Genomic DNA, 22,332 nt, shown 5'->3' with positions numbered 1-22,332 from the left:
GTGGCCGCATCCCGAAAGACCTCCCGTAAGCCCGCCGCGAAGCGCTCCGGTTCGCGCGGCAACCCGGCGAAGGCGCGCGTCTCGTCCGCCCCGCCGAAGCCCGCCCCGGTGACGGCGCGCGACTGGATCGGCGCCGCGCGACTGCGCACCCTGCCGCTCGCGATCAGCCCGATCCTCGTCGGCACGGGTGCGGCGATCGCCGTCGGCGCCGGGTTCCACTGGGTGCTCGCGCTGAGCTGCCTCGTGGTGGCCGTGTCGCTGCAGATCGCGGTCAACTTCGCGAACGACTACAGCGACGGCGTCCGCGGCACCGACGACCACCGGGTCGGCCCGACCCGCCTCACCGCCTCGGGACGCGTCGCGCCCCGCGCCGTCCTGATCGCGGCTCTCCTCTTCTTCGGGATCGCGGCCGTCACGGGCCTCGCGATCGTCATCCGCACGCAGTTCTGGTGGCTGCTCGCCGTGGGCGCGGTCTGCATCGTCGCGGCGTGGTTCTACACCGGCGGCAAGCGTCCGTACGGCTACTTCGGCCTCGGCGAGCTGTTCGTCTTCGTCTTCTTCGGCCCCGTCGCGGTCATCGGGACGACGTTCGTGCAGGCGGGGTCCGTGCCGCAGGAGTCCTGGGTGCCCTCGATCGCCGTCGGCGCCCTCGCGTGCGGCGTGCTCGTGACGAACAACCTGCGCGACATCGATCAGGACCGCGTCGCCGGCAAGCGCACGCTGACCGTGCTCATCGGCAAGCGGGCGTCGCAGGTGCTCTACACCGTGTTCATGCTCGTGCCGTTCGCGGTCGTGCCGGTGCTGGCGGTCTTCTACCCGGTGGCGTGGTTGTCGCTCATCGTGCTGCTCGCGACGCTGTCGGCGACGCTCATCGTCTGGACGTACCGCACGCCGCGGGAGCTCATCGTCGCGCTGCAGCTCAGCTCGCTCGCGTCGCTCGCGTGGAGCGCGTTCATCCTCTGGGCGTACGTCGCCTGAGCGTCAGTTCGCGTCGTCGTCGACGGCTTCGTCGCTCGCGGCACGCTTGCGCGCCGCGCGGGTCTCGGCGATGCCGGTCGAGACCTCGTCGAGGGGGCGACGCAGGAAGAGCATCGAGAGGCTCAGCCCGATGAGGGCCGCGAAGATCGCCGCAAGCCAGTACTGCTCGCGCAGCACCGGGAAGAGCATCATGATCCCGAACGGGACGAAGAAGGCGAGCAGCCGCAGCAGCGCGTAGACGAAGGCTGACCGGGCACGCATACCGCCATTCTACGGCCGTGCACCCGGGGGTTCGCCCCGGCCGCCTCGGGCCGCGGGCGCGTGCCTAGGATGGAGGAATGGCGCGCGTGTACCTCGTTCTGGCGCTGCTGCTGGCCGCGTTCTGGGTCTACAGCATCGTCGATTGCGCCGTGCAGTCCCCGACCCGTCACCGCGGGGTCAGCAAGCCGATCTGGCTGCTCATCGTGATCCTGCTGCCGGTCGTGGGCGGCATCCTCTGGTTCGTCATCGGTCGCTCGCGCGCTTCGTCGAACCGGGTGGTCTTCCGCGCCCCCGACGACGACCCCGACTTCCTCGGTCGCCTCAACACCACGAGCGATCAGGACGAGCGCATCCGCCGCCTCGAGGAGGAGCTCGCCGCCCTCGACTCCGAGGCGCCCGACCCGCGCGAGCGCCCCGTCGACCCGCCGGCGGACGACGACTCCGACGAGCAGTCGCGCGGGTCGCGTTCCTGACATGACGCGCGACGGATCCGGCCGCGCGCCCGCGACCGACGCCGCGGCGGCGCTGCTCGGCCGGTTGATCGAGCGCGGGCTGCGCCACGTCGTCCTCTCGCCGGGCTCCCGGTCGCAGGCCCTCGCGCTGGTCGCGGCCGAACTCGAGTCGCGCGGCCTCATCCGGCTGCACGTGCGCATCGACGAGCGCGTCGCCGGGTTCACCGCGCTCGGCATCGGACGCGAGGACCGGATGCCGGCGGCCGTGATCTGCACGTCCGGCACCGCGGTCGCGAACCTCCTCCCCGCCGTGCTCGAAGCGCACCACTCCGGTGTGCCGCTGCTGCTGCTGACCGCGGACCGCCCGCCCGAGCTGCGCGGGGTCGGCGCGAACCAGGCCACGCGCCAGCCGGGGATGTTCTCGGGCTTCGTCCGACTCGAATCCGACCTGCCGGTCGCCGAGGCGCTCGCGGACGCGATCGACGGCGACGAGGTGGCGCCGTTCCGCGCCGCCGCCGACGAGGGGTGGGATGCCGCGGTGGGCGCCGGATCCCGCGTCGCCGGGCCCGTGCACCTCAACGTCCCGTTCCGCGAGCCGCTCGCCGGTGCGCTGCCGGAGTGGCTGCCGTCGTCGACCGGTGTCGTCGCGGCATCCGACCCTGCGGACGCCGCCGACGAGACCGCCGAAACGGAGTGGGGCGCCCACTACCAGGGCGGCGGGGGCGTCGGTGCGGCGCTCCAGGTCGCCGGTCCGGAGCCGGTCGTGCTCGCGGCGGGGCCGCGGACGGTCGTCGTCGCGGGCGCCGATGCGGGGACGGATGCCGAGCAGTTGGCGCACGAGGGCGGGTACCCGCTCATCGCCGAGATCGTGAGCGGCGCGCGGTTCGGTCGGCATCTCGTGCACGGGTACCGGCGGCTGCTGTCCGACCCCGAGCTCGGCGGCCGCGTCAAACGGGCGGTCGTGTTCGGGCACCCGACGCTGAGCCGCGAGGTCGCCCGGCTGCTGAGTCGCGCGGACGTCGAGGTGCTCGCGGTGCGCGGTCCGGGCGAGCAGCTGAACCTCAACGGCACGACGGTCGCCGTGGACGGCGTGACCGCTCCGTCGGCGGCCGCGGACCGGGAGTGGCTCGGAGCGTGGATGAGGGCGTCGCGGGAGCAGATCGTCGACCTCAGTCCCGCCGCGCCCGATGCCGATGCGCTGTCGTCGGCGGTGCCGGCCGAGCGGTTGGGGGCGATCTCCGCCGAGCTCGGCGCGATCCGCGCGCCCGTCGATCGGGCGGTTCTGGTGGATGCCGTGTGGCGGGCCACGTGGCCGCACGACCGGCTGCTGTTCGGGTCGTCGCGACTGGTCCGGGTGGCGGACGAGATCCTCGGCGGCAAGAAGGTGCCGGTGCACGCGAACCGCGGGCTCGCCGGCATCGACGGCACGGTCGCGACAGGGCTCGGGATCGCGGCCGCCTCGCAGCGCGGTGCGACGCCGGGGGTCACGCGGGTGCTGCTGGGCGACCTGGCGTTCCTGCACGACGTGGGGGCGCTGCTGCATCCTCCGGCCGAGGGGGAGCCGCGGATCCAGGTCATCGTCGGCAACGACGGCGGCGGGACGATCTTCGACGGTCTGGAGGTTGCCGGGATCGCCGGTGCCGAGGCGTTCGACCGGGTGCAGTTCACGCCGCAGACGGCACGTGTCGAAGAGATCGCCCGCGCGTACGGGTGGGAGTACCGCCGGGTGACGACGCGCGGCGCGCTCGACCAGGCGTTGACGTCGCCGGCCGGGGGACGCCAGATCATCGAGGTCCCGCTGACGCGGTAGCCGCGGCATCCGCAAGACCGTCGCGCGCAGGTCGCGGGCAGGGCAGGATATGCCGCATGAGTGCTGACGATCATTGGACCGGGTCTCCGTCGACGCTGTTGCGGGTGGGGGCGGGGTTCCGCCTCGCCGACGTCGACCCGGCGGCGACGCCCGGGTACGACGGTGACAAGAAGTCGGGGCAGGCGGATCTCGCCGCCGCGGCGGAGGAGTTCGATCAGTTGCAGGAGCGGCTGTACGCGCAGAGTCGCACGCAGTCGGATGCGCCGTCGGTGCTGCTCGTGCTGCAGGCGATGGATTCGGCGGGCAAGGGCGGGATCGTCCGGCACGTGATCGGGGCGACGGATCCGCAGGGCGTGCATCTGAAGGCGTTCAAGAAGCCGACGCCCGAGGAGCTGTCGCACGACTTCCTGTGGCGGATCGAGCGGGAGGTTCCCGAGCCCGGTTACATCGGGGTGTTCGACCGGTCGCATTACGAGGACGTGCTGGTCGGTCGGGTGCGGCAGCTCGCGGCTCCCGAGGAGATCGAGCGACGGTACGGCGCCATCGTCGACTTCGAGGACCGGTTGGCGGAGCGCGGTGTGCACCTTGTGAAGGTCATGCTGCACATCTCGCCCGACGAGCAGAAGTCCCGATTGATGGAGCGGCTCGACCGACCGGACAAGCACTGGAAGTACAACCCCGGCGACGTCGACGAGCGGGAGCTGTGGCCGGCGTACATGGACGCGTATCAGGCGGTGTTCGACCGGACGTCGACGGATCGTGCGCCGTGGTTCGTGGTGCCCGCGAACCACAAGTGGTACGCGCGGTTGGCGGTGCAGGCGCTGCTGATCGAGGTCCTGGAACGGATCGATCCGCAGTGGCCGGCGGCGGACTTCGACGTCGAGGCCGAGAAGGCGCGGCTCGCGGCGACCTGAGCGGTCAGCCTAGGTGCGAGCGGATGGCGCGGACGACGGCGTCGGGCCGTTCGACGGGGACGAAGTGCCCGCATCCGGGGATGACGTCGAGGCGGACGTCGGTGACGTGGTCGGGCAGCCTGTCGGCCCAGTCGGTCGGGAACAGCGGGTCGGCGCCGGGCCACAGCATCGTCGTCGGAACGGTGATGGGGGCCGTGTCGGCGGTGTAGCCGCGGTTGGCGACGTACCACTGCAGGCTGGCGGCGAACGCGCCCGGCCGTGCGTAGGCAGCGATGATCTCGTTGAGGTGCGGCGGGGGTGCGGCATCCGCTCGCCAACTGTTCCAGGTGTGGGTGAGGTAGGTGCGGACTGCGCGTTCGTCGCCGTCGATGAGCTGGGTGGCGACGGGGTCTCGGTGGAAGTGCTGGTACCAGAACACGGAGGCGAGGGCGGGGGATGCGGCGCGGTCGCCGACGCCCGGGTAGGCCGGGGTGAGGACGGCGCCGTGGAACCGGCTCGGGTCTGCGCGGAGGGCGGCTTGGGCGATGCGGCTGCCGATGTCGCAGCCGACGATGATGACTCCGGTCGTGATGCCGGCGTCGTCGAGCCCCGCGAGGACGCGTTCGGCGTGCGATTCGGCGGTGGATGCCTCGACGCTCGGGATGCCGTCGAATCCGGCCCCCATGCCGAGAAGGTCGGGGGCGAGAAGGTCGGGGGTGAGGGTGCGGAGGTCGGTCAGGTCGGCGGTGACCGCGTCGTAGTCGGAGGGGAGTCCCGGCCAGCCGTGCAGGAGGACGACGGTGCGGTCGTCGCGGATGTCGGTCGTCATGGCGGCACCCTACAGATCGTCGCGGACGTCGCCGATGACGCGGTCGATGCAGCGCCCGTCGGGGATGACGGCGGTCACGCCCGGCAGGAGCAGGAAGTCTGTGCCGATGCGCGAGCGGAGGGAGGCGACGTAGTCGGCCATCGGCATCGGTCGAGTGTGGGCAGTGGGTCGTGTCTGTGCGGAGGCGTGCGCGGCGGGGACGCGCTTGTTCGCGCCGCGGGCGTCAGAAGGGTGCGGGTTCCGCTGGTGCGGTCGGCGGTGGTGGTGCGGCAGGCGTGAAGGCGACGGCCGGTGTCGGTGCGTCTTCTCTGTAGATCCTGCCGAGGGGTGAAGTCCATTCCAGGACGCCACCCTTGAGTTGTCGGACCCTCCACGCGGTGAATTGCTTCATCGAGTGATGCCGTTGGCACAAATGAGCGAGGTTCGACAGTTCGGTGCGCCCGCCGAGGGCATGGTCGTGGGTGTGATCGACCTCGCAGCGGATGGCGGCGACGCGGCATCCGGGGAACCGGCAGTGCTGGTCCCGGGCTTGCAGGAACCGTCGCATCCCCGACGGCACACGGTACGAGTCGGTCGACACGGTGACCCCGGTGGTCGGGTCGTGGAACAGGCGCTCCCAGATGTGTGTGCCACCGGCGAGGGCGCGGGCCGTCGCGGGGTCGATCGGGGAGCGTCCGGTGAGGTCGCAGGGCCCGTCGTCTTCTCCGGTGAGTGTCGCGGCGGGGACGAGGACCTGTACGCGAGCGCGGATCGCGCCCAGCGGTCCTGCTGTGGTGTCGCGGGTGTCATCCAGCGCCGGGGTCCCGGCGAGGAGCAGATCGGCGAGCACGTCCGCCCGGACCTGATCGGTGGAGCGCTGGTCGGTGGCAATAATCGTGGCGGCGTCATCGTCGCGGTCGCCGTCAGTGTCGCCGTCAACAGTGCGTGTCGCGGCGGCTTCCCCGAAAGCGTCACCTGCCCCGCCGCGCGCGGCGGCGCGCTCGTCCCGGGTGTCGATGATCGCCCGCGCTTGCTGCGTGAGTCGGTCGTGGATGCCCTCGGCGATCACCGTCGGCAAGGTCGCGACCACATCGCTCATCCCATCCCGCCCCGGCACCAATCGCACGCACCGCCCAGCCGCAGCTTCCTCGTGCCGTTCCGCGAATGAGCGAGGGTGCATCCGGTACGCGAGGATCTCCAACTCTCCCCGCACCCGGTTCGGAGTGTCCCGTTCGCACCGGGTGATCGCCACCTGCTCGAACTCGGCCCACATCTCCGCGGGGAGGCTCGTCCCGGTCTCCACGATCGCCATCGCGTGCCCTCGGACGATCCGGCCCCGCTCCCACGCCTCGACAGTCGCCGGGAACCCTTCGATCAACGTCCGCGCTTCGCCGATGCGCCGTTGCACGGTCCGGTCGGTCACGCGCATGACCCCACCGACCTCGGCCGCGATCGACCGCAGGGCCATGTCGTGGACCTGCACGCGGGCGTTGCGCTGCGCGGTCTGCACATCCGCCAACCGCCCTGCAGCGGCCAGCGCCCGAAGCTCCCGGATCTGCACGCGCGCCAACTCGACGGCCACAGCCCCAACATCAGCGACGATCCCCGCCAGGGCGGCGAGATAGTCCTCGCCACCGGGGGTTTCCGCCGCATCCGTCATACCTGCACTCTGCCACCGACCACCGACATCCATCTCGGCAAAACCGGCCCAGAACACATGATGCGGACACACCGAAAATGAGAGTCCTCTCATTTTCGGGGATTCATTCGAGTGGCGGATCTTCCGCACCCTCCGTTCCGGCGCAGCCCCCATGCGGGCCGAGCACCCGCCGCATCCCGAACCGTCCCGGCGCCGCACCCTCGACATCCACCCCTTAGCGCACGACGTCATCGCGCCGGATTCGGACATCGTCATCGGATTCGGACCGGATGCCGCCACCGCATCCGATTCCGCGCCCACCCTCCGGATCCGCACCTCACCGCGCCGCCAGGTCAACCCCCGCACGACACGTCCCGCACCGGGCTACCGTGAACCTCTCCGGCGACGAAAGGCATCGCGTGAGGGCACGTCCAGACGGGCCGTCGATCCAGGAGGTCACGGTCGGCGGTAGCACCTTCCGCGTCGTCCTCTCGCCGCGCGCCGACGCGGCGCACACGTACCTCCTCGTGCACGGCATCGGCATGTCGCACCGCTATCTGCGCCGCCTCCACGCCGAGCTGGCGCACGACCACGCCGTCGTCTCGATCGATCTGCCGGGGTTCGGCGGGCTCCCTCAGCCCGCGCGCGAGCTCGACGTCCCTGCGATGGCCGCCGCGATCGCCCGCCTCCTCGCACACCTCGACCTCCCGCCGGTCGTCGCGGTCGGCCACTCGATGGGCAGCCAGTGGGTGATCGAACTCGCCGCGCAGCGTCCCGATCTGGTCACGCACGTCGTCGCGATGGGTCCCGTCGCCGACGACCGGCACCGCACACCCACAGCCCAGGCACTCGCGCTGGCGCTCGACATCTTCCGCGAGCCGCCGCTCGCGAACTGGCTCGTCCTCAGCGATTACGTGCGGTGCGGCATCCCCTGGTATCTGCGGCAACTGCGCCACATGCTGGCCTACCGCATCGAGGATCGGGTGCGAGCGCTCGCACGCCCTCTGCTCGTCATCCGCGGTGCGCGCGACCCCATCGCGGGGGCGGCGTGGTGTCGACGGCTCTCCGCCGGTGCCGCGGATGCCGAGACGTCGGAGATCCCCGGCAGCGGACACGTCGTCCAGCACAGCGCCCCGCGAGGGGTCGCCGACGCGATCGTCGCGTTCCGCGCACGGCAGGAGTCGCGATGACCTCTCTCGTCCGCAACGCGGCGTGGTGGGCGCGCGACTACCTCTACGCGCTGCGCTGGCAGGTCGCCGCGCCCCTGACGCGCACCGATCCGCGACAGTTCCTGGCGGGTGAGCTCACGCCCATCGTCATCCTGCCCGGCGTGTACGAGACCTGGCGGTTCATGACGCCGCTCATCCGCGCGATGCACGACCGCGGGCATCCCGTGCACGTCCTGCCGGTGCTCCGCCGCAACCGACGTCCCGTCGATGACGCCGCCGCCCGGGTCGTCGGCTACCTCGCCGAGCAGGACCTGCGCGGCTGCGTGCTGCTCGCGCACAGCAAGGGCGGACTGGTCGGCAAACGCACCATGGTCGTCGACGCGCCCACCGGCCGCGTGCGCGCGATGCTCGCCGTGGCCACCCCGTTCGGCGGATCACGTTACGGCCGACTCATGGTCCTCCCGTCTCTGCGGATCTTCTCGCCCCGCAGCGCGACGATCCTCGCTCTGTCGCGGGAGCACGAGGTCAACGGGCGCATCGTGTCGGTCTACGGCCGGTTCGATCCGCACATCCCCGAGGGCAGCGAACTGCCTGGCGCCGCCAAGAACGTGCGCCTCGACACGGGCGGCCACTTCCGGGTGCTCGCCCACCCGCGCGTCATCGCGGAGCTGATCGGCCTGTCCGAGGACCCGCTGGCCGTACCCTGAACCCGTGCGACTGTACGTTCACAGCACCGACCGCGACCCCGCATCCGCATGGCCCTCGTCGGCGCAGTCCGACGCGCATCACCTGCCTTTCGATCTCACCCGCCCGCTGGACGAGCACGCGGCCACGCTGACGGATGCCGCGCCGACGGGCGCTGTCGTATTCGCCCATTCCGCCGCTGCCGTCCCCGTCGCGCTCGCGGCAGCCCGGCTGTCGCCCCGAGCTCTCGTCCTCGTCGAGCCGGCGCTCTACGACGTCGCTCGAGGCCATCCCGCGATCGAGGCCCATATCGCCGGGATCTCCCGTGCGCGGAGCGTTGCCGACGCGGGCGATCTGTTCGGCTACTGATCCATCGTGCGCCCGCTGATGTTCGGCGGGTCGGCCGACCCCTCGCGCTGGGAGTCCGAACGCCCGGGCGTCGAACGGTTCGCGGCGAGGCGACCGCCCTGGGGGTTCGGCGTGGACGCCGCGATGCTGCGCGGCATCCCGACCCTCGTCGTCACGGGCGGGTGGAACGCCGAGTACGACGCGATCGCCGAGGTGCTCGAGCGACACGGTGCGCATCGCCGGACCCTGTCGGGCCATGGTCACCGGCCCCAGGACCACCCCGACTTCGCCGCGACCGTCGAGACGTTCCTCGCGGACGTCTGACCGCCCTCAGGCGAGCGCGTCGACGATGGGACGGAACTTCACCCGGGTCTCGAGCATCTCGGTCTCGGGGTCGCTCCCGGCGACGATGCCCGCGCCGGCGTGGGCGGTGAGCGCGATGTCGCCCTCGCCGTGCACGTCGAACTGCGCGCACCGCAGCGCGATCGCCCATTCGCCGTCGCCGTTCGCGTCGATCCAGCCGACCGGCCCGGCGTAGCGGCCGCGGTCGAACGGCTCGACCCGACGGATCACCTCGAGCGCCGCCTGCGTCGGAGTTCCGGCGACCGCCGCCGTCGGGTGCAGCACCTCGACGAGGTCGAGCGCCGACGCGTGGCCCGAGAGCGTGCCCTCGACATCCGTCGCGAGGTGCCACACGTTCGGCAGCTTCAGCATGAACGGCTCAGGCTCGGCCACCAGCGCGGTCGTGTGCGCGCGCAGCGCCGTCAGCACACTCTGCACGGCGTACCGGTGCTCGTCGAGGTCTTTCGCACTGGTGGCGAGGGCGACGGATGCCGCGGTGTCGGCGTCGGCGTCGGCGCCCCGCGCGGCGGTCCCGGCCAGCACACGCGCCGTGACCGTACCGCCCGAGACCGTGACGAGGGTCTCGGGGCTCGCTCCGATCGCGCCGTCGACGGCAAAGGTCCAGGTGTCCGGGTAGGCCGAGGCGAGGGCGCGGACGAGTCGTCGCAGATCCGATCCGGCAGGCACGGAGCCGACGAGGTCGCGCGCCAGCACCACCTTGGCGACCTCGCCCGAGGCGATCGCTTCGAGCCCGGCCCGCACCTCCGCCTGGTAGCCGTCGGGTGTGCAGGCCCCCGGCCCCACGACCGCCGACCAATGCGGCCCGAAGGGGATGGACTGCGGCTCGGGACGCTCGGGCTCACCGTCGGTGAAGACGTGGGTGACCCAGCTCGTGTCGCCGCGGCGGCCGATGATCATCTTCGGCACCGTCAGCGTCGCGCTCGACGAGCTGTGGGCCGGGTCGAACGGCAGCGCGCCGAACGCGACGAGGCCGGATCCCGGCATCCGCACCTTGTCGTCGACCTCGGCCGCGGCGCTGACGGCCCGCCACCAGGCGACGGCGGACTCTCCCGCCGGAAGCTCGGCGGCGCGGCCCCAGCCGACGAGCATGTCGCCGCGACGCGACCAGACCGTCGGGTCGTCGGGCGCGGCGTAGGAGAGGGGGTCGTCGACCGGCTCGATGCGGCGGGTGACGGCGCGCAGCCGGGGAGCGCCGAGCGCAGTCGAAGTCACGCTCTCAGCCTAATCCGGCAGCACCCACCCGAGCCTCGCGCGCAGCCCCGCGGCATCCCGCCCCGATTAGGCTCGACACGTGACCGAACAGCCCTCCCGCACCCCGTCCACCCGCGCGGACCTCGGCAAGGATCCCGCGCGCGTCAGCGGCATGTTCGACGAGGTCGCGGCGGGCTACGACCGCACCAACACGATCCTCAGCCTCGGCAACGACAAGCTGTGGCGCATCGCGACGACGCGCGCCATCGCACCGCGGCGCGGGCAGAGGATCCTCGACCTCGCCGCCGGCACCGGCGCGAGCTCGGTCTCGCTCGCCCGCTCGGGTGCCGAGGTCGTCGCGGGCGACTTCTCGGCGGGGATGATCGCGGAGGGCAAGCGGCGGCACGGCGGCATCCCGAACCTGTCCTTCGTCGAGGCGGACGCGACGGCCCTGCCGTTCGGCGACGAGGAGTTCGACACCGTGACGATCTCGTTCGGGCTGCGCAACGTCAACGACCCCGATAAGGCGCTGCGCGAGATGCTGCGCGTCACCAAGCCCGGCGGAAGCCTCGTCATCTGCGAGTTCTCGCTCCCGCCGGCAGCGCTCATGCGCAGGCTGTACCGCTTCTACAACGACCGCGTCCTGCCCGTCGTCGCTCGGGCGTTCAGCTCGAACGCCGACGCCTACGACTACCTCAACGAGTCGATCCGCGACTGGCCCGATCAGCGCACCCTCGCCGGCCGCATCCGCGCCGCCGGGTGGGAGCAGGTCGCCTGGCGCGACCTGAGCTTCGGGATCGTCGCACTGCACCGCGCGCGCAAGCCCGCAACCCCGGGCCGGGCCTGAGGCGCGACGGGTACGCTGGAGGCATGACCCCCCGTCCCGGTACTCCGGGCTCGCAGATCGCGAGCCGTCTCGGCGTCACCGAGCGCATCTTCGTGGGCCCGCGCATGCGCAAGCTGCTCGCCACGGTCGAAGAGGGGCTCGACCTCGTCGAAGCCCGCCTCGCCGGAGAGCTGAAGGTCGGGGACTCGCTCGCCGACGTCACCTCGCGCTACCTCTACGAGGCGGGTGGAAAGCGGATGCGGCCGATGCTCGCCATCCTCACGGCGCAGCTCGGCTCCGGGGTCACCGACGACGTCCTCGCGGGCGCGACGGCTCTCGAGATGACCCACCTCGGCTCGCTGTACCACGACGACGTCATGGACGAGGCCGACCGTCGCCGCGGCGTTCCCAGCGCCCACGCGGTGTGGGGCAACAGCGTCGCGATCCTCACCGGCGACCTGCTCTTCTCGCGGGCCAGCCAGCTCATGGCCCAGGTGGGCGAGCGCGCCATCCGGCTGCAGGCCGACACCTTCGAGCGCCTCGTGCTCGGTCAGATGCACGAGACCGTGGGGGCGCAGCCGGGCGACGACCCGGTCGACTTCTACCTGCAGGTGCTCAGCGACAAGACCGGTTCGCTGATCGCCGCCGCCGCCGAGACCGGTGTCGTCTTCTCCGACGCCTCCGACGAGTACGCCGCGCCGGTGCGCGAGTTCGGCGAGCGCGTGGGTGTCGCCTTCCAGCTGCTCGACGACGTCATCGACCTGTCGGCCGACGCCGAGGAGACCGGCAAGGTCCCCGGCACCGACCTGCGCGCCGGCGTGCCGACGATGCCCTACCTGCTCCTCGGCCGTGCGACCGACCCGGCCTCGCAGGCGCTCAAGGTCACGATCGACGAGGGTGTCGCCCGCATCTCCGACGGCGCCGATCCCGTCATCCTCGACGCCCCGCTCGCGCAGCTGCGCGACCACCCCGCGACCGAGGCCACCCGCCGTCTCGCGCACGAATGGTCGGACCGCGCCGTCGCCGCCCTCTCGCCCCTCCCGGACGGCCTCGTCCGTGAGGCGCTCACGCGCTTCGCGCAGGTCGTCGTCGACCGCTCCAGCTGATCACCGGCGGAACCGCCGCTTCTTCGTCACGCCCGCGCGCGGGCTCTCGGAAAGGACACCCATGACCAAGCTCCGGCTGGCCATCGTCGGCGCAGGACCCGCCGGCATCTACGCGGCGGACATCCTCCTGAAGGCGGAGCGCAAGTTCGACGTGTCGATCGACCTCTTCGACCACCTTCCGGCGCCCTACGGCCTCGTGCGCTACGGCGTCGCCCCCGACCACCCGCGCATCAAGGGCATCATCAACGCCCTGCGCGACGTCCTCGACCGCGGTGACATCCGCATCTTCGGCAACGTCCGGTTCGGCGTGGACATCACCCTCGCCGACCTGAAGAAGCACTACAACGCGGTCATCTTCGCGACCGGCGCGATCAAGGACGCCGACCTCGACATCCCCGGCATCGACGCCGAGGGCTCGTTCGGTGCGGCGGACTTCGTCAGCTGGTACGACGGGCACCCGGACTTCCCGCGCGAGTGGCCGCTGGATGCGGCGTCCGTCGCCGTCCTCGGCAACGGCAACGTCGCGCTCGACGTGGCGCGCGTGCTCGCCAAGCACGCCGACGACCTGCTGCCCACCGAGATCCCCGCGAACGTCTACGAGGGCCTGAAGGCCTCGCCCGTCACCGACGTGCACGTGTTCGGCCGTCGCGGTCCCGCGCAGGTGAAGTTCACCCCCCTCGAGTTGCGCGAGCTCGGCGAGCTGCGCGACGTCGACATGGTCGTCTACGACGAGGACTTCGACTACGACGAGGCGTCGAAGGCCGCGATCGCCTCGAACAAGCAGGTCATGGTCATCGACCGCGTCCTGCAGTCGTGGCGCCAGCGGCCGAGCGTCAACAACGCCGGCGGCGAGGCGAGTCGCCGGCTGCACCTGCACTTCTGGGCGCGTCCCGTCGAGATCAAGAAGGATGCCGACGGCCGCGTCGCGGCGATCGTCACCGAGCGCACCCGCCCCGACGGCTCCGGCGGGGTCGAGGGCACGGGCGAGCTCCGCGAGATCCCGGTCGGCCAGGTCTACCGCGCCGTGGGCTACTTCGGTTCGCCGCTGCCGGACGTGCCGTTCGACAAGCGCCACGGCGTCATCCCCAACCATGAGGGTCAGGTGCTGAAGAAGGGCTCGAACGAGCGGGTCCCCGGCGTGTACGCGACCGGCTGGATCAAGCGCGGCCCGGTCGGCCTCATCGGTCACACGAAGTCCGACGCCATGGAGACGATCCGCCACCTCATCAACGACCAGGCGTCGTGGTGGACCCCCGAGGACCCGTCCGACGAGGCGATCATCGCGCTCCTCGCCGAGCGTCAGGTCGCGTGGACCGACCTCGACGGCTGGCACCGGCTCGACGAGCACGAGGTCGCCCTCGGTGCACCGCACGAGCGCGAGCGGATCAAGGTCGTCGACCGCGAAGAGATGGTGCGGGTCTCGCGCGGCGAGTGAGGTTCCGATGAGCGGCGAGTGGGAGACGGACGTCCTCGGGCGTCCGTTCCAGTCCCTGACGCTGCCCCTCGGCGCCGACCAGGAGGGCGAGGTCGTCGCGACGCTCGTCCGCCTCGAGCCGCCGACGCTCGCGCGGCTGACGGGGCCGCTGCGCGACGTCGACGTCCTCTATCTGCACGGCTGGTCCGACTACTTCTTCCAGGTCGAGCTCGCCCGGTTCTGGACTTCGCACGGAGCGCGCTTCCACGCGCTCGATCTGCGCAAGTACGGCCGCAGCCTGCGCCCCGGCCAGACGCCCGGGTTCGTGACGTCGCTCGAGGTGTACGACGCCGACATCGCCGCGGCCCTCGACGCGATGGGCCACGGCCTCGAGGGTGCGCCGTCGCGGCGCCGGCTCGTGATGATGGGGCATTCGACGGGCGGCCTCACCGCGACGGTCTGGGCCTCGCGGCACCACGGCCGCCTCGCGGGGCTCGTCCTCAACAGCCCATGGCTCGAACTGCAGATCGGCACCCTCGGGCGCCAGGCGCTGTCGCCCCTCGTGCAGATGCGGGCACGCGTCGATCCGTTGGGTGCGCACCCCGTCGTCGACCTCGGCTTCTACACCCGCGCGCAGACCGAGGTGGGCGCGCTGCCCGTCCGCGGCTACCGGCGCGAGTGGCGGCCCGAGCGCGGGTTCCCGACGCACCCGGGCTGGCTCGCCGCGATCGTCGAGGGGCACCGTCGGGTGTCGGCGGGCATCGACGTGGGCGTTCCGACCCTCGTGATGCTGTCCACCGCGTCGACGAATCCGTTCGCGTGGAACGCCGAGATGACCGGCAGCGACTCGGTACTCGTCGTCGACGACATCGCCCGCGCCGCCACCCGGATCGGGCGCGACATCACGCTCGCGCGGATCGAGGGCGGCATCCACGACCTCTTCCTGTCGCGTCCGGGCCCTCGCGAGCAGGCCTACCGTGCGCTCGAAAGGTGGCTCACGACGGGTGCGATCGGGCGCTCGCGCGGTTCGAGGCGATCCCGAGCGTCAGGCTGAGCAGCGCGCCGACGAGCATGACGCACGCCATCGGCACCGCGGTCTCCTCGCCCCACAGGCCCACCACGGGGGTGATGAGGGCGCCGACCGGTGGCGAAGGCGCAGCCGATGAAGAGCGGGATCGACAGGATGCCGGTGGCCGCCGAGATCGCGAACGGACCGACCGCCGAGAGGAAGCCGAGGACGACGACGAGCCGGCGCGTGAGGCGCGACCCGGTCATGCGGGCGGGCGCAGGAGCGCGCCGAGGGTGCGCAGGGTCGATTCCAGCCCGACCGCCGGATCGAGCAGCCACTGGATCTGCAGACCGTCGGATGCCGCGATCAGAAGCGACGCGAGGTGTTCGGCCGAGACGTCGTCGCGCACCAGGCCCTCGGCCTGCTGTCGCTGCAGGCTCTCGGTCATCGTGGCGCGGAGCCCGGTGAAACGGGCCGTGAAGAACTCGCGCCCGACGCCGGAGTCCGTCTCGAGCGAGGCGGCGAGCAGGGTGGAGTACAGGGTGACGAGACCGGGCACCTCGACGTTTCTGATCGCCGCCTCGATCATGGTGTCGATGCCGGGGCGGAGGTCGGGGGAGTCGACGCGGCTGTCCTCGGCGTGCTTGTAGACGGCGACGAGCAGCTGTTCGCGCGAGTCGAAGTAGTGCAGCAGGGCGGCGTGCGAGACGCCGATGGCCTCGGCGATCTTGCGGAGCGACGTGCCGTGCGCCCCGCGCTCGCGGAAGACCTCGATCGCGCGATCGAGGATCTCCTGCCGCCGGGCGATGCCCTTCGGCTGCGATCCGCGGCGGCCGATCACGCCCTCGTCGTCCTGACCCATGGGGACAGAGTAGGGCCGTCGACGAAAAACCTCCAACTGGAGGTTCTTCTGCTATCGTCGTGGCCACGCCGCCCCGCGGCATCCGACAACGACGTACGAAGGAAGGCCCATGGCTCTGCCACTCGCCTCTGTCCAGCTCTACACACTCGCCACAGAGTTCAGCGAGGACATGTCCGGATCGCTCGACAAGCTGGCTGCGATCGGCCTGCGCAACGTGGAGGCGTTCGACTTCGTGCGGCGTCCCGACGAGATCCGCGCGGCCCTCGACGCCAGCGGCCTCGCCTCTCCCACCGGCCACGCGCCGCTGCTCTCGGACGAGCTCTGGACCCCGGACGGCTCGATCCCGACCCCCGCTCCCGAGGTCGTCTTCGAGGCGGCCGCGAAGATCGGCATGACGACGGTCATCGACCCGTTCGTGCCCGCCGAGCGCTGGCTCACCGAAGAGGGTGTCGCCGACATCGCCGAGCGCATGAACCGCGCCGCCGAGAAGGCCGCGGAGTTCGGCCTGACGGTCGGGTACCACAACCACGCGCAGGAGTTCGTGGCGGACTTCGGCGGTCAGACCGCCTACGAGCGCTTCCTCGAGCTGACCGACGACCGCGTCGAGATCGAGCTCGACCTGTTCTGGGCGCTCACCGGCGGCCAGGACGTGCCGGCGCTCGTGAAGAGCCTCGGCGACCGGCTCGTCGCCGTGCACGTCAAGGACGGCATCGCCCCGGCATCCAACCCGTGGGCGCCCGGCGCCGACGCGTTCGGTTCCGACTCGCTCGAGCAGCTGCGCGCCGGCACGGGCGACGTGCCCCTCGCCGAGTCGCTGCAGGCGGGCACGGGCATCAAGTTCGCCGTCATCGAGTACGACAAGGCCCCCGGCGACGTCTTCGAGGACATTGCGGCTTCCTACGCCTTCCTGAAGGACGGCGGGTTCATCGCATGACCGGTCCCGTCGGAGTCGGCATCGTCGGTGCCGGTGTCATCAGCCAGACCTACCTCGAGAACCTCACGTCGTTCCCCGACGTGAAGGTGGTCGCGATCGGCGACCTGATCCCCGAGCGCGCGAAGGCGAAGGCCGAGGAGCACGGGGTGCCCTCGTGGGGCACGCTCGAGGACGTCCTCGCCAACCCCGAGGTCGAGCTCGTCGTGAACCTCACGATCCCCGAGTCGCACATCGCGGTCTCGGCGCAGGCGGTCGCGGCCAGCAAGCACGTGTGGACCGAGAAGCCGCTGGGCCTCGACCGCGAGGGTGCTCGTCAGCTGCTGAAGGATGCCGAGGCCGCGGGTGTCCGCGTCGGTTCGGCGCCCGACACGATCCTCGGCCCGGGTTTCCAGACCGCGAAGCGCGCGATCGCCGAGGGTGTCATCGGCACCCCGCTGTTCGTGCAGACCGCATTCCAGACGCAGGGCCCCGACCTGTGGCATCCCGAGCCCGCGTTCCTGTTCGCGAAGGGTGCCGGCCCGCTGCTCGACATGGGTCCGTACTACTTCTCGGCCCTCGTCAGCCTGCTGGGGCCTATCGCCGGCGTCGCCGCGCGCGGGTCGCGGTTCCGCACGGAGCGTCACATCCACACCGGTCCCCGCGCGGGCGAGACCTTCCCCGTCGAGGTGCCCTCGTCGGTGCAGGTCCTCTCGACCTTCGAGGGCGGCCAGCACGGCACGCACCTGCTGAGCTTCGACTCGGCGCTCGAGCGTCACGGCGTCGTGGAGATCCACGGCACCGAGGGCTCGATCGTGCTGCCCGATCCCAACCGCTTCGAGGGGCGCACGGCGTACGTCAAGCCGCTCGGTGTGTTCCGCGACGGTATGAAGACCGAGCAGGAGTGGATCGAGGTCGAGCAGCAGGGCACGGTCGTCGGCCGCGGCCTCGGCGTGCTCGACATGGTGCGGGCCGTGGCAGAGAACCGGCCGCACGTCGCGACCGGCGAGCTCGGCTTCCACGTGCTCGACGTGCTGCTCTCGGCGCAGGACTCGGCCGAGACCGGCCAGTACCTCGAGATCGACAGCACGGTCGCCCCGGTCCCGCCGGTGCCGGTCGACTTCGACCCCTTCGCCCGCACGCTCTGAGCCGCTGACGCGACGACGGCCCGGACCCTTCAGGGGGTTCGGGCCGTTCGTCGTCCGGTCAGCGCGGCTGAGTCGCGCGGACGCGGAACCAGAGGCTCAACTCGCGTGCCGCCCGCAGGGTGGCCGACGGGTCGCCGTGCGCTTCGAGGTCGTCGAACGTGTTGCCGTCGCGACTGCCGACGTGGAAGCCGTCCTCGACGCGCGCCCAGACCGTGCCGGGGGTGGGATGGTGGTGCTCAGGCACAGCGGGGACCTCACAAGCTCGTGGTGCTGACCTGCCACGCTAGGTGAGGGCTCCGACGCTCGCGCGGGCTTGACAACCCGCCCGCGCTCCCGTGGTGCTCGGGCGCTGTGCTCAGCGGTAGTTGACGAACTGGAGGTCGACGTCGAGGTCGGCCGCCTTCAGCATCCGCTGCACTTCCTGCAGGTCGTCGCGGGACTTCGACTGCACTCGCAGCTCGTCGCCCTGGATCTGCGCCTTCACCGACTTGGGGCCCTCGTCGCGGATCATCTTGCTGATCTTCTTCGCGTCCTCGGAGGAGATGCCCTCCTTGAGCGTCGAGACGATGCGGAACTCCTTGCCTGAGGGCTGGGGCTCGCCGGAGTCGAGGCTCTTCAGCGAGATGCCGCGCTTGATCAGCTTCGACTGGAAGACGTCGAGCACCGCCTTGGCGCGCTCGTCGCTGTTCGCCTTGATGAGGATCGACTCGCCGCTCCATTCGATCGAGGCGCCGGTGCCCTTGAAGTCGTAGCGCTGCTCGACCTCCTTGCGTGCCTGGTTGAGCGCGTTGTCCGCCTCCTGGCGATCGATCTTGCTGACGATGTCGAATGAGCTGTCGCTGGCCATGCGTTCGAGGGTACCGCCGCCGGATCGTTGCGCGCCCGTGACCCGGGCGGGATAGCGTCAGGGTATGGATCGTCGGGGGAAGATCATGCTCGGTATCGCCGTGGGGTCGGTGGTGGGCCTGCTGGCTCTCGCCGCGCCCGCTGTCATCGGGATGATCCCGACCGACGAGGTGGTCGCCGAGGCGCCGCCCACGACGGCGGCACCGCCGCGGACGGCGACACCCACGCCCACGCCCGTGCCGACGAGGCTCGCGCCCCTTCCCACGCCCGTCGAGACGACTCCGGCGCCGGAGAGCAAGTGCCTGGGCGTTCCGGCGGGCACGGACCGCGGCGACATCTCGCCCGGAGCGACCGGCGTGGTCGAGCGCTCCAATGGGAAGGGCCTCGCGACGGTCTACCGGGTGGTCTCGGGCGACTCGTACTGGGCGATCGTCGAGCGCTTCTGCCTCGCCAGCGCGGACTTCAACAGCGCGAACAACTTCGGCGGTGCCGGCGACATCTACGCCGGCGACTACCTCGCCGTCCTCGCCGAGGGGCAGCCCGAGGCCCTGGCACTCAACGAGGCGGCCAAGGGCGGCTACCGCACGCATCAGGACTGCGACGCGATCGCGCGCATCTCCCTCGCAGAGCCCAACGCGGAAGGGCGGATCCCGGTCAGCATGTCGGGCACGGTCGTCGACACCGGGAAGGGCGAGTACGCCGAGGGCCCGGTCGAGAAGGTCGACGGCAAGCCCACCTTCTACACCGTGCAGCCGGGGGACACCTACCGCGGCATCGGCGACCGCTTCTGCGTCGACGCGATCACCGTGCAGGCGTTCAACGAGGCGGGCGGACCGGAGCGCGTCCTGCAGCCCGGCGACCGCGTGCAGTTGCGGCCGACGAGCCGCACGATCGCGGCGCAGGGCTGACGTTCCGCGCGTCGCCGCATCCGTCGTCGCGTCCAGCCGTAGCCTGACGGGGTGACCACGCCCGCCGTCCCGCTCCTCGCCCAGCGCGCTTGGGGCATCGGCGCCGTCGCGCTCGTCGTGCTCTCGGTCCTGCCGACCCTGTTCGTCCTGCTGCTCGCCGCGACCGTCGACGAGCAGTACGGCTGGCTCCTGATCCCGGCCTTCGCCCTCCTCGTCGGCGGCGGGTCGGTCGCCATGCTCACCGGCATCGTCGGTCTCGTCTTCGCTGGCATCCGCCGCCGCGGGTTCCTGTGGCCCGCGATCGGCACGGCAGCGGGGATCGGTCTCGTCGGCACCGCCTCGCTCATCCTGAACCTCGGCGCCTGACGTCGGCGGAGCCGCGGCATCCGCCCCTTCGTACAATGGGCTGATGCGGCCGCTGACAGAGGACCAGTTGCGCGACGTGCTGGTGAACGCGACGAAGGACGAGCGGGAACGCCTCGAGCCGCCCCACGACTTCCCGCTGCTCGAGTGGGATCACCTCGACTTCCTCGCGTGGCGCGATCCCACGACGCGCAGCCGGGGCTATGTCGTCGCCGAGATCGACGGGCACCCGACCGGCATCGTGCTGCGCGCCGCGAACGGTGCGACGCAAGGTCGCTCCGCCATGTGCAACATCTGCCACACGATGCAGCCGGGCAATCAGGTCACGATGTTCACCGCTCGACGGACCGGGGATGCCGGTGACCGCGGCGACAGCGTCGGCACCTACGTGTGCGCGGACCTGACCTGCCACGACAACGTCCGCATCGCGGGGCCGCTGGCTCCGAGCGAGATCCGGGCGAGCGTGGATCGCCGCATCGATGGCACCCGCCACCGCCTCGAATCCTTCGTCGAGCGCGTCGCGTCGGCCGCCTGACGCCGCGGTTTTCGTCACGCCCGCGGGGAGGGTAGAGTAGGGGATCGCGCCTCCGGTCGACTGCACAAGCCGGGCGGGTGCGCACCTGGCGAGTTACCCAAGCGGCCAAAGGGATCTGACTGTAAATCAGACTGCATTGCATTCGGGGGTTCGAATCCCTCACTCGCCACCACGAAGGGCTGCGGAGATCTCCGCAGCCCTTTCCCGTTCCCGCGGGGGATGCCGCGCGATAGCCTGCGGGCAGGATCACCACGCACCGGTCGATCCGCGCCGCCGCCGCCGCGACAGCCGTCGCTCGCGCCGTCGCGTTCGCGGGATGCGCGCCGCTCGCGGAACGCTCGATCGCCGTCGCCCCCGACCAGGTCGCCGCCATCGAGTTCTTCGAGTACCCCTCGACCGACGTGCCCGACACCGTCGGATGAGTTCGACGGCGCGCAGACCCAGTCCAGTCGGCTGATCCTCACCGACGGCCGCGAGATCGAGATCACGACGATCTGGGTCGGCCCGCACGACAACGTCGTCCTGTGGCCCGACGCCACCGTGTGGCGCACCGAGTGGTGGTCGCCCCGCGTGGTGGAGGCGTACGCCGACGTCGCGCAGATCCACCAGGAGAGCGCCGACGAGCTGCCGGTGGTCGTCCTCCCCGGGTGATGTCCTCCACACCCCGGTGACGCGCCGCCACCCCTGTGGACATCCGAGCTGCTCATCGGCCGGTCTGACAGGATGGGGGCGAGCGCGGGGGAGGCCTCCGCCGAAGGGATGTCGAGGATGAGCGAACCGATCACCGCCCCCCGTTCGAACAAGATCTTCCGCGCAGCGATCTGGGTCGCGATCGGCGCCCTGATCGCCGCGGCGATCGTCTGCGTCGTGTGGGTGCTCCTCGGGGACTCGAACGGCATCGTCGGGCGAGCGTTCCTGACGATCCTGCTGCTCGCGGCCTTCGCCGGGATCTCGATCCTCGAGGCATCCCTCGCCAGCCGTCGCCCCGCGTGGTTCGCTCTCGCGAGCATCGTGTCGTGGGTCGTCGCGCTCATCATCGGCGCGTTCATGATCTGGATGCCGGAGGCCGCCGGCGACTACGGCGTCGGCGCCGAGCGCTTCTTCAAGTTCCTGCTGATCCTGCTGATCCTGCAGGGCGCGCTGCTGCACGTCCGCCTCTACGCGAAGGCCTTCGCCCGTTACCAGACCACCTTCACGAGCATCGTCACCTACGTGACGATGGGCCTCGTCGTGATCCTCGCGATCATGCTGATCATCCCACTGATGCTCGAGGAGTTCATCGAGTTCCGCGAGATCTACTGGCGTGTGCTCGTGTCGGTCGCGATCCTCGCCGCCGTGGGCACGGCGCTCGTCCCGCTCGTGAACGCCCTCTTCGCCCCGAAGAAGGAGCGTCCGCAGGTCGCGGCGGCACCCTACGGCGCGCAGGCGTACGCCACGTCGGGTCAGCCCGATGGTGGTGCGTACACGGCGTCGGCCACGGGGCCTGCGCAGGCATGGCCCACGTACGCCGACGGTCGCACGCCCCTGCCGGTCATGCCCGACGGCAGCCCCGACTGGAACGCGTACTACACCGGCTGGCCCACCTACCCGCAGCAGCCCTACGGCGCCACGACGCCCGACGGAGCGTCGGCTCCCGAGGCGGCTCCGGCGGCCCCGGCAGCTCCCGCTGCTCCGCCAGCGCCCGCATCCGCGCCGGACGCGCCCGCTGCTCCGGATGCTCCCTCGCCGCAGGTCCCGCCGGTGCCGCCCCTCCCGGGCGCGCCCGACGCGCCTCCGGCGCCGCCCGTCCCGCCGCAGCAGCACTGAGCC

Annotated in this window: 27 protein-coding genes and 1 tRNA gene; 20 read left to right on the top strand and 8 right to left on the bottom strand. The window is 71.4% G+C overall.

The genetic code is table 11. From position 1 onward, the window contains the following. A complete protein-coding gene (locus tag AB0P29_RS04525; RefSeq protein WP_253035344.1) occupies positions 1-978 on the top strand; it encodes a 1,4-dihydroxy-2-naphthoate polyprenyltransferase in 978 nt (325 codons plus the stop codon). 3 nt (positions 979-981) lie between these two features. On the opposite strand, the gene AB0P29_RS04520 is transcribed toward AB0P29_RS04525, so the two are convergent. Continuing rightward, positions 982-1,239, bottom strand: a complete 258-nt coding sequence (locus tag AB0P29_RS04520) for a DUF4229 domain-containing protein (protein WP_253035345.1) — start codon at positions 1,237-1,239, stop codon at positions 982-984. Between the two features lie 77 nt (positions 1,240-1,316). On the opposite strand from AB0P29_RS04520, the gene AB0P29_RS04515 reads away from it, so the two are divergent. Genes AB0P29_RS04515 through AB0P29_RS04505 form a run of 3 tightly spaced genes read left to right on the top strand, consistent with a single transcriptional unit; the run spans position 1,317 to position 4,415 of the window. Next, positions 1,317-1,712: a PLDc N-terminal domain-containing protein gene (locus AB0P29_RS04515; RefSeq protein WP_253035346.1), complete on the top strand. Its 396-nt coding sequence runs from the start codon at positions 1,317-1,319 to the stop codon at positions 1,710-1,712. A 1-nt stretch (position 1,713) separates the two neighbouring features. After that, positions 1,714-3,501 carry a 2-succinyl-5-enolpyruvyl-6-hydroxy-3-cyclohexene-1-carboxylic-acid synthase gene (menD, locus tag AB0P29_RS04510; RefSeq protein WP_363378825.1) on the top strand — a complete coding sequence of 596 codons (1,788 nt, stop codon included), beginning with the start codon at positions 1,714-1,716 and terminating at the stop codon, positions 3,499-3,501. A gap of 56 nt (positions 3,502-3,557) precedes the next feature. Continuing rightward, complete coding sequence (locus AB0P29_RS04505) at positions 3,558-4,415, top strand: PPK2 family polyphosphate kinase (protein WP_363378823.1); 858 nt, start codon at positions 3,558-3,560, stop codon at positions 4,413-4,415. A 4-nt stretch (positions 4,416-4,419) separates the two neighbouring features. Here AB0P29_RS04505 and AB0P29_RS04500 read toward each other — a convergent pair whose 3' ends face one another. From AB0P29_RS04500 to AB0P29_RS04490, 3 genes are all read right to left on the bottom strand, one after another. Further along, on the bottom strand, positions 4,420-5,223 hold the full coding sequence (locus AB0P29_RS04500; protein ID WP_363378821.1) for an alpha/beta hydrolase: 804 nt from the start codon (positions 5,221-5,223) through the stop codon (positions 4,420-4,422). A 9-nt stretch (positions 5,224-5,232) separates the two neighbouring features. Beyond that, entirely contained in the window at positions 5,233-5,370 is a 138-nt protein-coding gene (locus AB0P29_RS04495; protein ID WP_363378819.1) for a hypothetical protein, read from the bottom strand. 76 nt (positions 5,371-5,446) lie between these two features. Beyond that, on the bottom strand, positions 5,447-6,862 hold the full coding sequence (locus AB0P29_RS04490; RefSeq protein WP_363378817.1) for a DUF222 domain-containing protein: 1,416 nt from the start codon (positions 6,860-6,862) through the stop codon (positions 5,447-5,449). Positions 6,863-7,260: 398 nt separating this feature from the next. Between AB0P29_RS04490 and AB0P29_RS04485 the strand changes: the two genes are divergently transcribed. Genes AB0P29_RS04485 through AB0P29_RS04470 form a run of 4 tightly spaced genes read left to right on the top strand, consistent with a single transcriptional unit; the run spans position 7,261 to position 9,366 of the window. Further along, entirely contained in the window at positions 7,261-8,031 is a 771-nt protein-coding gene (locus AB0P29_RS04485) for an alpha/beta fold hydrolase (protein WP_363378815.1), read from the top strand. Next, a complete protein-coding gene (locus AB0P29_RS04480) occupies positions 8,028-8,717 on the top strand; it encodes an alpha/beta hydrolase (RefSeq protein WP_363378813.1) in 690 nt (229 codons plus the stop codon). The genes AB0P29_RS04485 and AB0P29_RS04480 overlap by 4 nt, the downstream gene beginning before the upstream one ends. A gap of 4 nt (positions 8,718-8,721) precedes the next feature. Then, the gene (locus AB0P29_RS04475; RefSeq protein ID WP_363378812.1) at positions 8,722-9,063 is read left to right on the top strand and encodes a hypothetical protein; all 342 of its coding nucleotides are present in this window, start codon (positions 8,722-8,724) and stop codon (positions 9,061-9,063) included. 6 nt (positions 9,064-9,069) lie between these two features. After that, positions 9,070-9,366 (top strand): hypothetical protein, encoded by a 297-nt coding sequence (locus tag AB0P29_RS04470; RefSeq protein WP_363378810.1) that lies wholly within the window; start codon positions 9,070-9,072, stop codon positions 9,364-9,366. Between the two features lie 6 nt (positions 9,367-9,372). Here AB0P29_RS04470 and AB0P29_RS04465 read toward each other — a convergent pair whose 3' ends face one another. Beyond that, on the bottom strand, positions 9,373-10,617 hold the full coding sequence (locus AB0P29_RS04465) for an isochorismate synthase (RefSeq protein ID WP_217530697.1): 1,245 nt from the start codon (positions 10,615-10,617) through the stop codon (positions 9,373-9,375). Between the two features lie 79 nt (positions 10,618-10,696). On the opposite strand from AB0P29_RS04465, the gene AB0P29_RS04460 reads away from it, so the two are divergent. The 4 genes from AB0P29_RS04460 to AB0P29_RS04445 all read left to right on the top strand — a co-directional run bounded on the left by AB0P29_RS04460 (position 10,697) and on the right by AB0P29_RS04445 (position 14,996). Next, positions 10,697-11,443 carry a demethylmenaquinone methyltransferase gene (locus AB0P29_RS04460; RefSeq protein ID WP_363378807.1) on the top strand — a complete coding sequence of 249 codons (747 nt, stop codon included), beginning with the start codon at positions 10,697-10,699 and terminating at the stop codon, positions 11,441-11,443. A 23-nt stretch (positions 11,444-11,466) separates the two neighbouring features. Beyond that, the gene (locus AB0P29_RS04455) at positions 11,467-12,528 is read left to right on the top strand and encodes a polyprenyl synthetase family protein (RefSeq protein WP_311285397.1); all 1,062 of its coding nucleotides are present in this window, start codon (positions 11,467-11,469) and stop codon (positions 12,526-12,528) included. Positions 12,529-12,589: 61 nt separating this feature from the next. Continuing rightward, the gene (locus AB0P29_RS04450; protein WP_363378804.1) at positions 12,590-13,963 is read left to right on the top strand and encodes an FAD-dependent oxidoreductase; all 1,374 of its coding nucleotides are present in this window, start codon (positions 12,590-12,592) and stop codon (positions 13,961-13,963) included. A gap of 7 nt (positions 13,964-13,970) precedes the next feature. After that, entirely contained in the window at positions 13,971-14,996 is a 1,026-nt protein-coding gene (locus tag AB0P29_RS04445; protein WP_363378802.1) for an alpha/beta hydrolase, read from the top strand. 217 nt (positions 14,997-15,213) lie between these two features. On the opposite strand, the gene AB0P29_RS04440 is transcribed toward AB0P29_RS04445, so the two are convergent. Next, on the bottom strand, positions 15,214-15,813 hold the full coding sequence (locus AB0P29_RS04440) for a TetR/AcrR family transcriptional regulator (RefSeq protein WP_363378800.1): 600 nt from the start codon (positions 15,811-15,813) through the stop codon (positions 15,214-15,216). Positions 15,814-15,922: 109 nt separating this feature from the next. On the opposite strand from AB0P29_RS04440, the gene AB0P29_RS04435 reads away from it, so the two are divergent. Next, positions 15,923-16,747, top strand: a complete 825-nt coding sequence (locus AB0P29_RS04435; protein WP_363378798.1) for a sugar phosphate isomerase/epimerase — start codon at positions 15,923-15,925, stop codon at positions 16,745-16,747. Then, a complete protein-coding gene (locus tag AB0P29_RS04430) occupies positions 16,744-17,871 on the top strand; it encodes a Gfo/Idh/MocA family oxidoreductase (protein ID WP_363378796.1) in 1,128 nt (375 codons plus the stop codon). Before AB0P29_RS04435 ends, AB0P29_RS04430 begins: the two co-directional genes overlap by 4 nt. 58 nt (positions 17,872-17,929) lie before the next feature. On the opposite strand, the gene AB0P29_RS04425 is transcribed toward AB0P29_RS04430, so the two are convergent. Continuing rightward, positions 17,930-18,115 (bottom strand): hypothetical protein, encoded by a 186-nt coding sequence (locus AB0P29_RS04425; protein WP_363378794.1) that lies wholly within the window; start codon positions 18,113-18,115, stop codon positions 17,930-17,932. Positions 18,116-18,226: 111 nt separating this feature from the next. Further along, complete coding sequence (locus AB0P29_RS04420; protein ID WP_217530714.1) at positions 18,227-18,718, bottom strand: YajQ family cyclic di-GMP-binding protein; 492 nt, start codon at positions 18,716-18,718, stop codon at positions 18,227-18,229. A gap of 64 nt (positions 18,719-18,782) precedes the next feature. Between AB0P29_RS04420 and AB0P29_RS04415 the strand changes: the two genes are divergently transcribed. The 6 genes from AB0P29_RS04415 (at position 18,783) to AB0P29_RS04390 (ending at position 22,329) form a co-directional block, all read left to right on the top strand. Continuing rightward, entirely contained in the window at positions 18,783-19,625 is an 843-nt protein-coding gene (locus tag AB0P29_RS04415) for a LysM peptidoglycan-binding domain-containing protein (RefSeq protein ID WP_363378791.1), read from the top strand. 51 nt (positions 19,626-19,676) lie between these two features. Continuing rightward, entirely contained in the window at positions 19,677-19,991 is a 315-nt protein-coding gene (locus AB0P29_RS04410; protein ID WP_363378789.1) for a hypothetical protein, read from the top strand. Between the two features lie 43 nt (positions 19,992-20,034). After that, entirely contained in the window at positions 20,035-20,523 is a 489-nt protein-coding gene (locus AB0P29_RS04405; RefSeq protein WP_064002942.1) for an FBP domain-containing protein, read from the top strand. 87 nt (positions 20,524-20,610) lie between these two features. Beyond that, positions 20,611-20,695, top strand: a tRNA-Tyr gene (locus AB0P29_RS04400). Between the two features lie 47 nt (positions 20,696-20,742). After that, the gene (locus AB0P29_RS04395) at positions 20,743-21,174 is read left to right on the top strand and encodes a hypothetical protein (RefSeq protein WP_363378787.1); all 432 of its coding nucleotides are present in this window, start codon (positions 20,743-20,745) and stop codon (positions 21,172-21,174) included. A 117-nt stretch (positions 21,175-21,291) separates the two neighbouring features. Then, the gene (locus tag AB0P29_RS04390; RefSeq protein ID WP_363378785.1) at positions 21,292-22,329 is read left to right on the top strand and encodes a hypothetical protein; all 1,038 of its coding nucleotides are present in this window, start codon (positions 21,292-21,294) and stop codon (positions 22,327-22,329) included. Positions 22,330-22,332: the final 3 nt, after the last annotated feature.

The organism is Microbacterium sp. NPDC080220 (assembly GCF_040686395.1).
GTDB classification, from domain to species: domain Bacteria; phylum Actinomycetota; class Actinomycetes; order Actinomycetales; family Microbacteriaceae; genus Microbacterium; species Microbacterium gawkjiense.
This window is presented reverse-complemented; position numbering and strand designations above follow the sequence as displayed.

Bases quoted from the DNA above. Each gene is read 5' to 3' on its own strand.
- AB0P29_RS04520 (WP_253035345.1), bottom strand. From the start codon at position 1,239: ATGCGTGCCCGGTCAGCCTTCGTCTACGCGCTGCTGCGGCTGCTCGCC.
- AB0P29_RS04515 (WP_253035346.1), top strand. From the start codon at position 1,317: ATGGCGCGCGTGTACCTCGTTCTGGCGCTGCTGCTGGCCGCGTTCTGG.
- menD (WP_363378825.1), top strand. From the start codon at position 1,714: ATGACGCGCGACGGATCCGGCCGCGCGCCCGCGACCGACGCCGCGGCG.
- AB0P29_RS04505 (WP_363378823.1), top strand. From the start codon at position 3,558: ATGAGTGCTGACGATCATTGGACCGGGTCTCCGTCGACGCTGTTGCGG.
- AB0P29_RS04500 (WP_363378821.1), bottom strand. From the start codon at position 5,223: ATGACGACCGACATCCGCGACGACCGCACCGTCGTCCTCCTGCACGGC.
- AB0P29_RS04495 (WP_363378819.1), bottom strand. From the start codon at position 5,370: ATGCCGATGGCCGACTACGTCGCCTCCCTCCGCTCGCGCATCGGCACA.
- AB0P29_RS04490 (WP_363378817.1), bottom strand. From the start codon at position 6,862: ATGACGGATGCGGCGGAAACCCCCGGTGGCGAGGACTATCTCGCCGCC.
- AB0P29_RS04480 (WP_363378813.1), top strand. From the start codon at position 8,028: ATGACCTCTCTCGTCCGCAACGCGGCGTGGTGGGCGCGCGACTACCTC.
- AB0P29_RS04455 (WP_311285397.1), top strand. From the start codon at position 11,467: ATGACCCCCCGTCCCGGTACTCCGGGCTCGCAGATCGCGAGCCGTCTC.
- AB0P29_RS04450 (WP_363378804.1), top strand. From the start codon at position 12,590: ATGACCAAGCTCCGGCTGGCCATCGTCGGCGCAGGACCCGCCGGCATC.
- AB0P29_RS04445 (WP_363378802.1), top strand. From the start codon at position 13,971: ATGAGCGGCGAGTGGGAGACGGACGTCCTCGGGCGTCCGTTCCAGTCC.
- AB0P29_RS04440 (WP_363378800.1), bottom strand. From the start codon at position 15,813: ATGGGTCAGGACGACGAGGGCGTGATCGGCCGCCGCGGATCGCAGCCG.
- AB0P29_RS04435 (WP_363378798.1), top strand. From the start codon at position 15,923: ATGGCTCTGCCACTCGCCTCTGTCCAGCTCTACACACTCGCCACAGAG.
- AB0P29_RS04430 (WP_363378796.1), top strand. From the start codon at position 16,744: ATGACCGGTCCCGTCGGAGTCGGCATCGTCGGTGCCGGTGTCATCAGC.
- AB0P29_RS04420 (WP_217530714.1), bottom strand. From the start codon at position 18,718: ATGGCCAGCGACAGCTCATTCGACATCGTCAGCAAGATCGATCGCCAG.
- AB0P29_RS04415 (WP_363378791.1), top strand. From the start codon at position 18,783: ATGGATCGTCGGGGGAAGATCATGCTCGGTATCGCCGTGGGGTCGGTG.
- AB0P29_RS04405 (WP_064002942.1), top strand. From the start codon at position 20,035: ATGCGGCCGCTGACAGAGGACCAGTTGCGCGACGTGCTGGTGAACGCG.
- AB0P29_RS04395 (WP_363378787.1), top strand. From the start codon at position 20,743: ATGCCGCGCGATAGCCTGCGGGCAGGATCACCACGCACCGGTCGATCC.
- AB0P29_RS04390 (WP_363378785.1), top strand. From the start codon at position 21,292: ATGAGCGAACCGATCACCGCCCCCCGTTCGAACAAGATCTTCCGCGCA.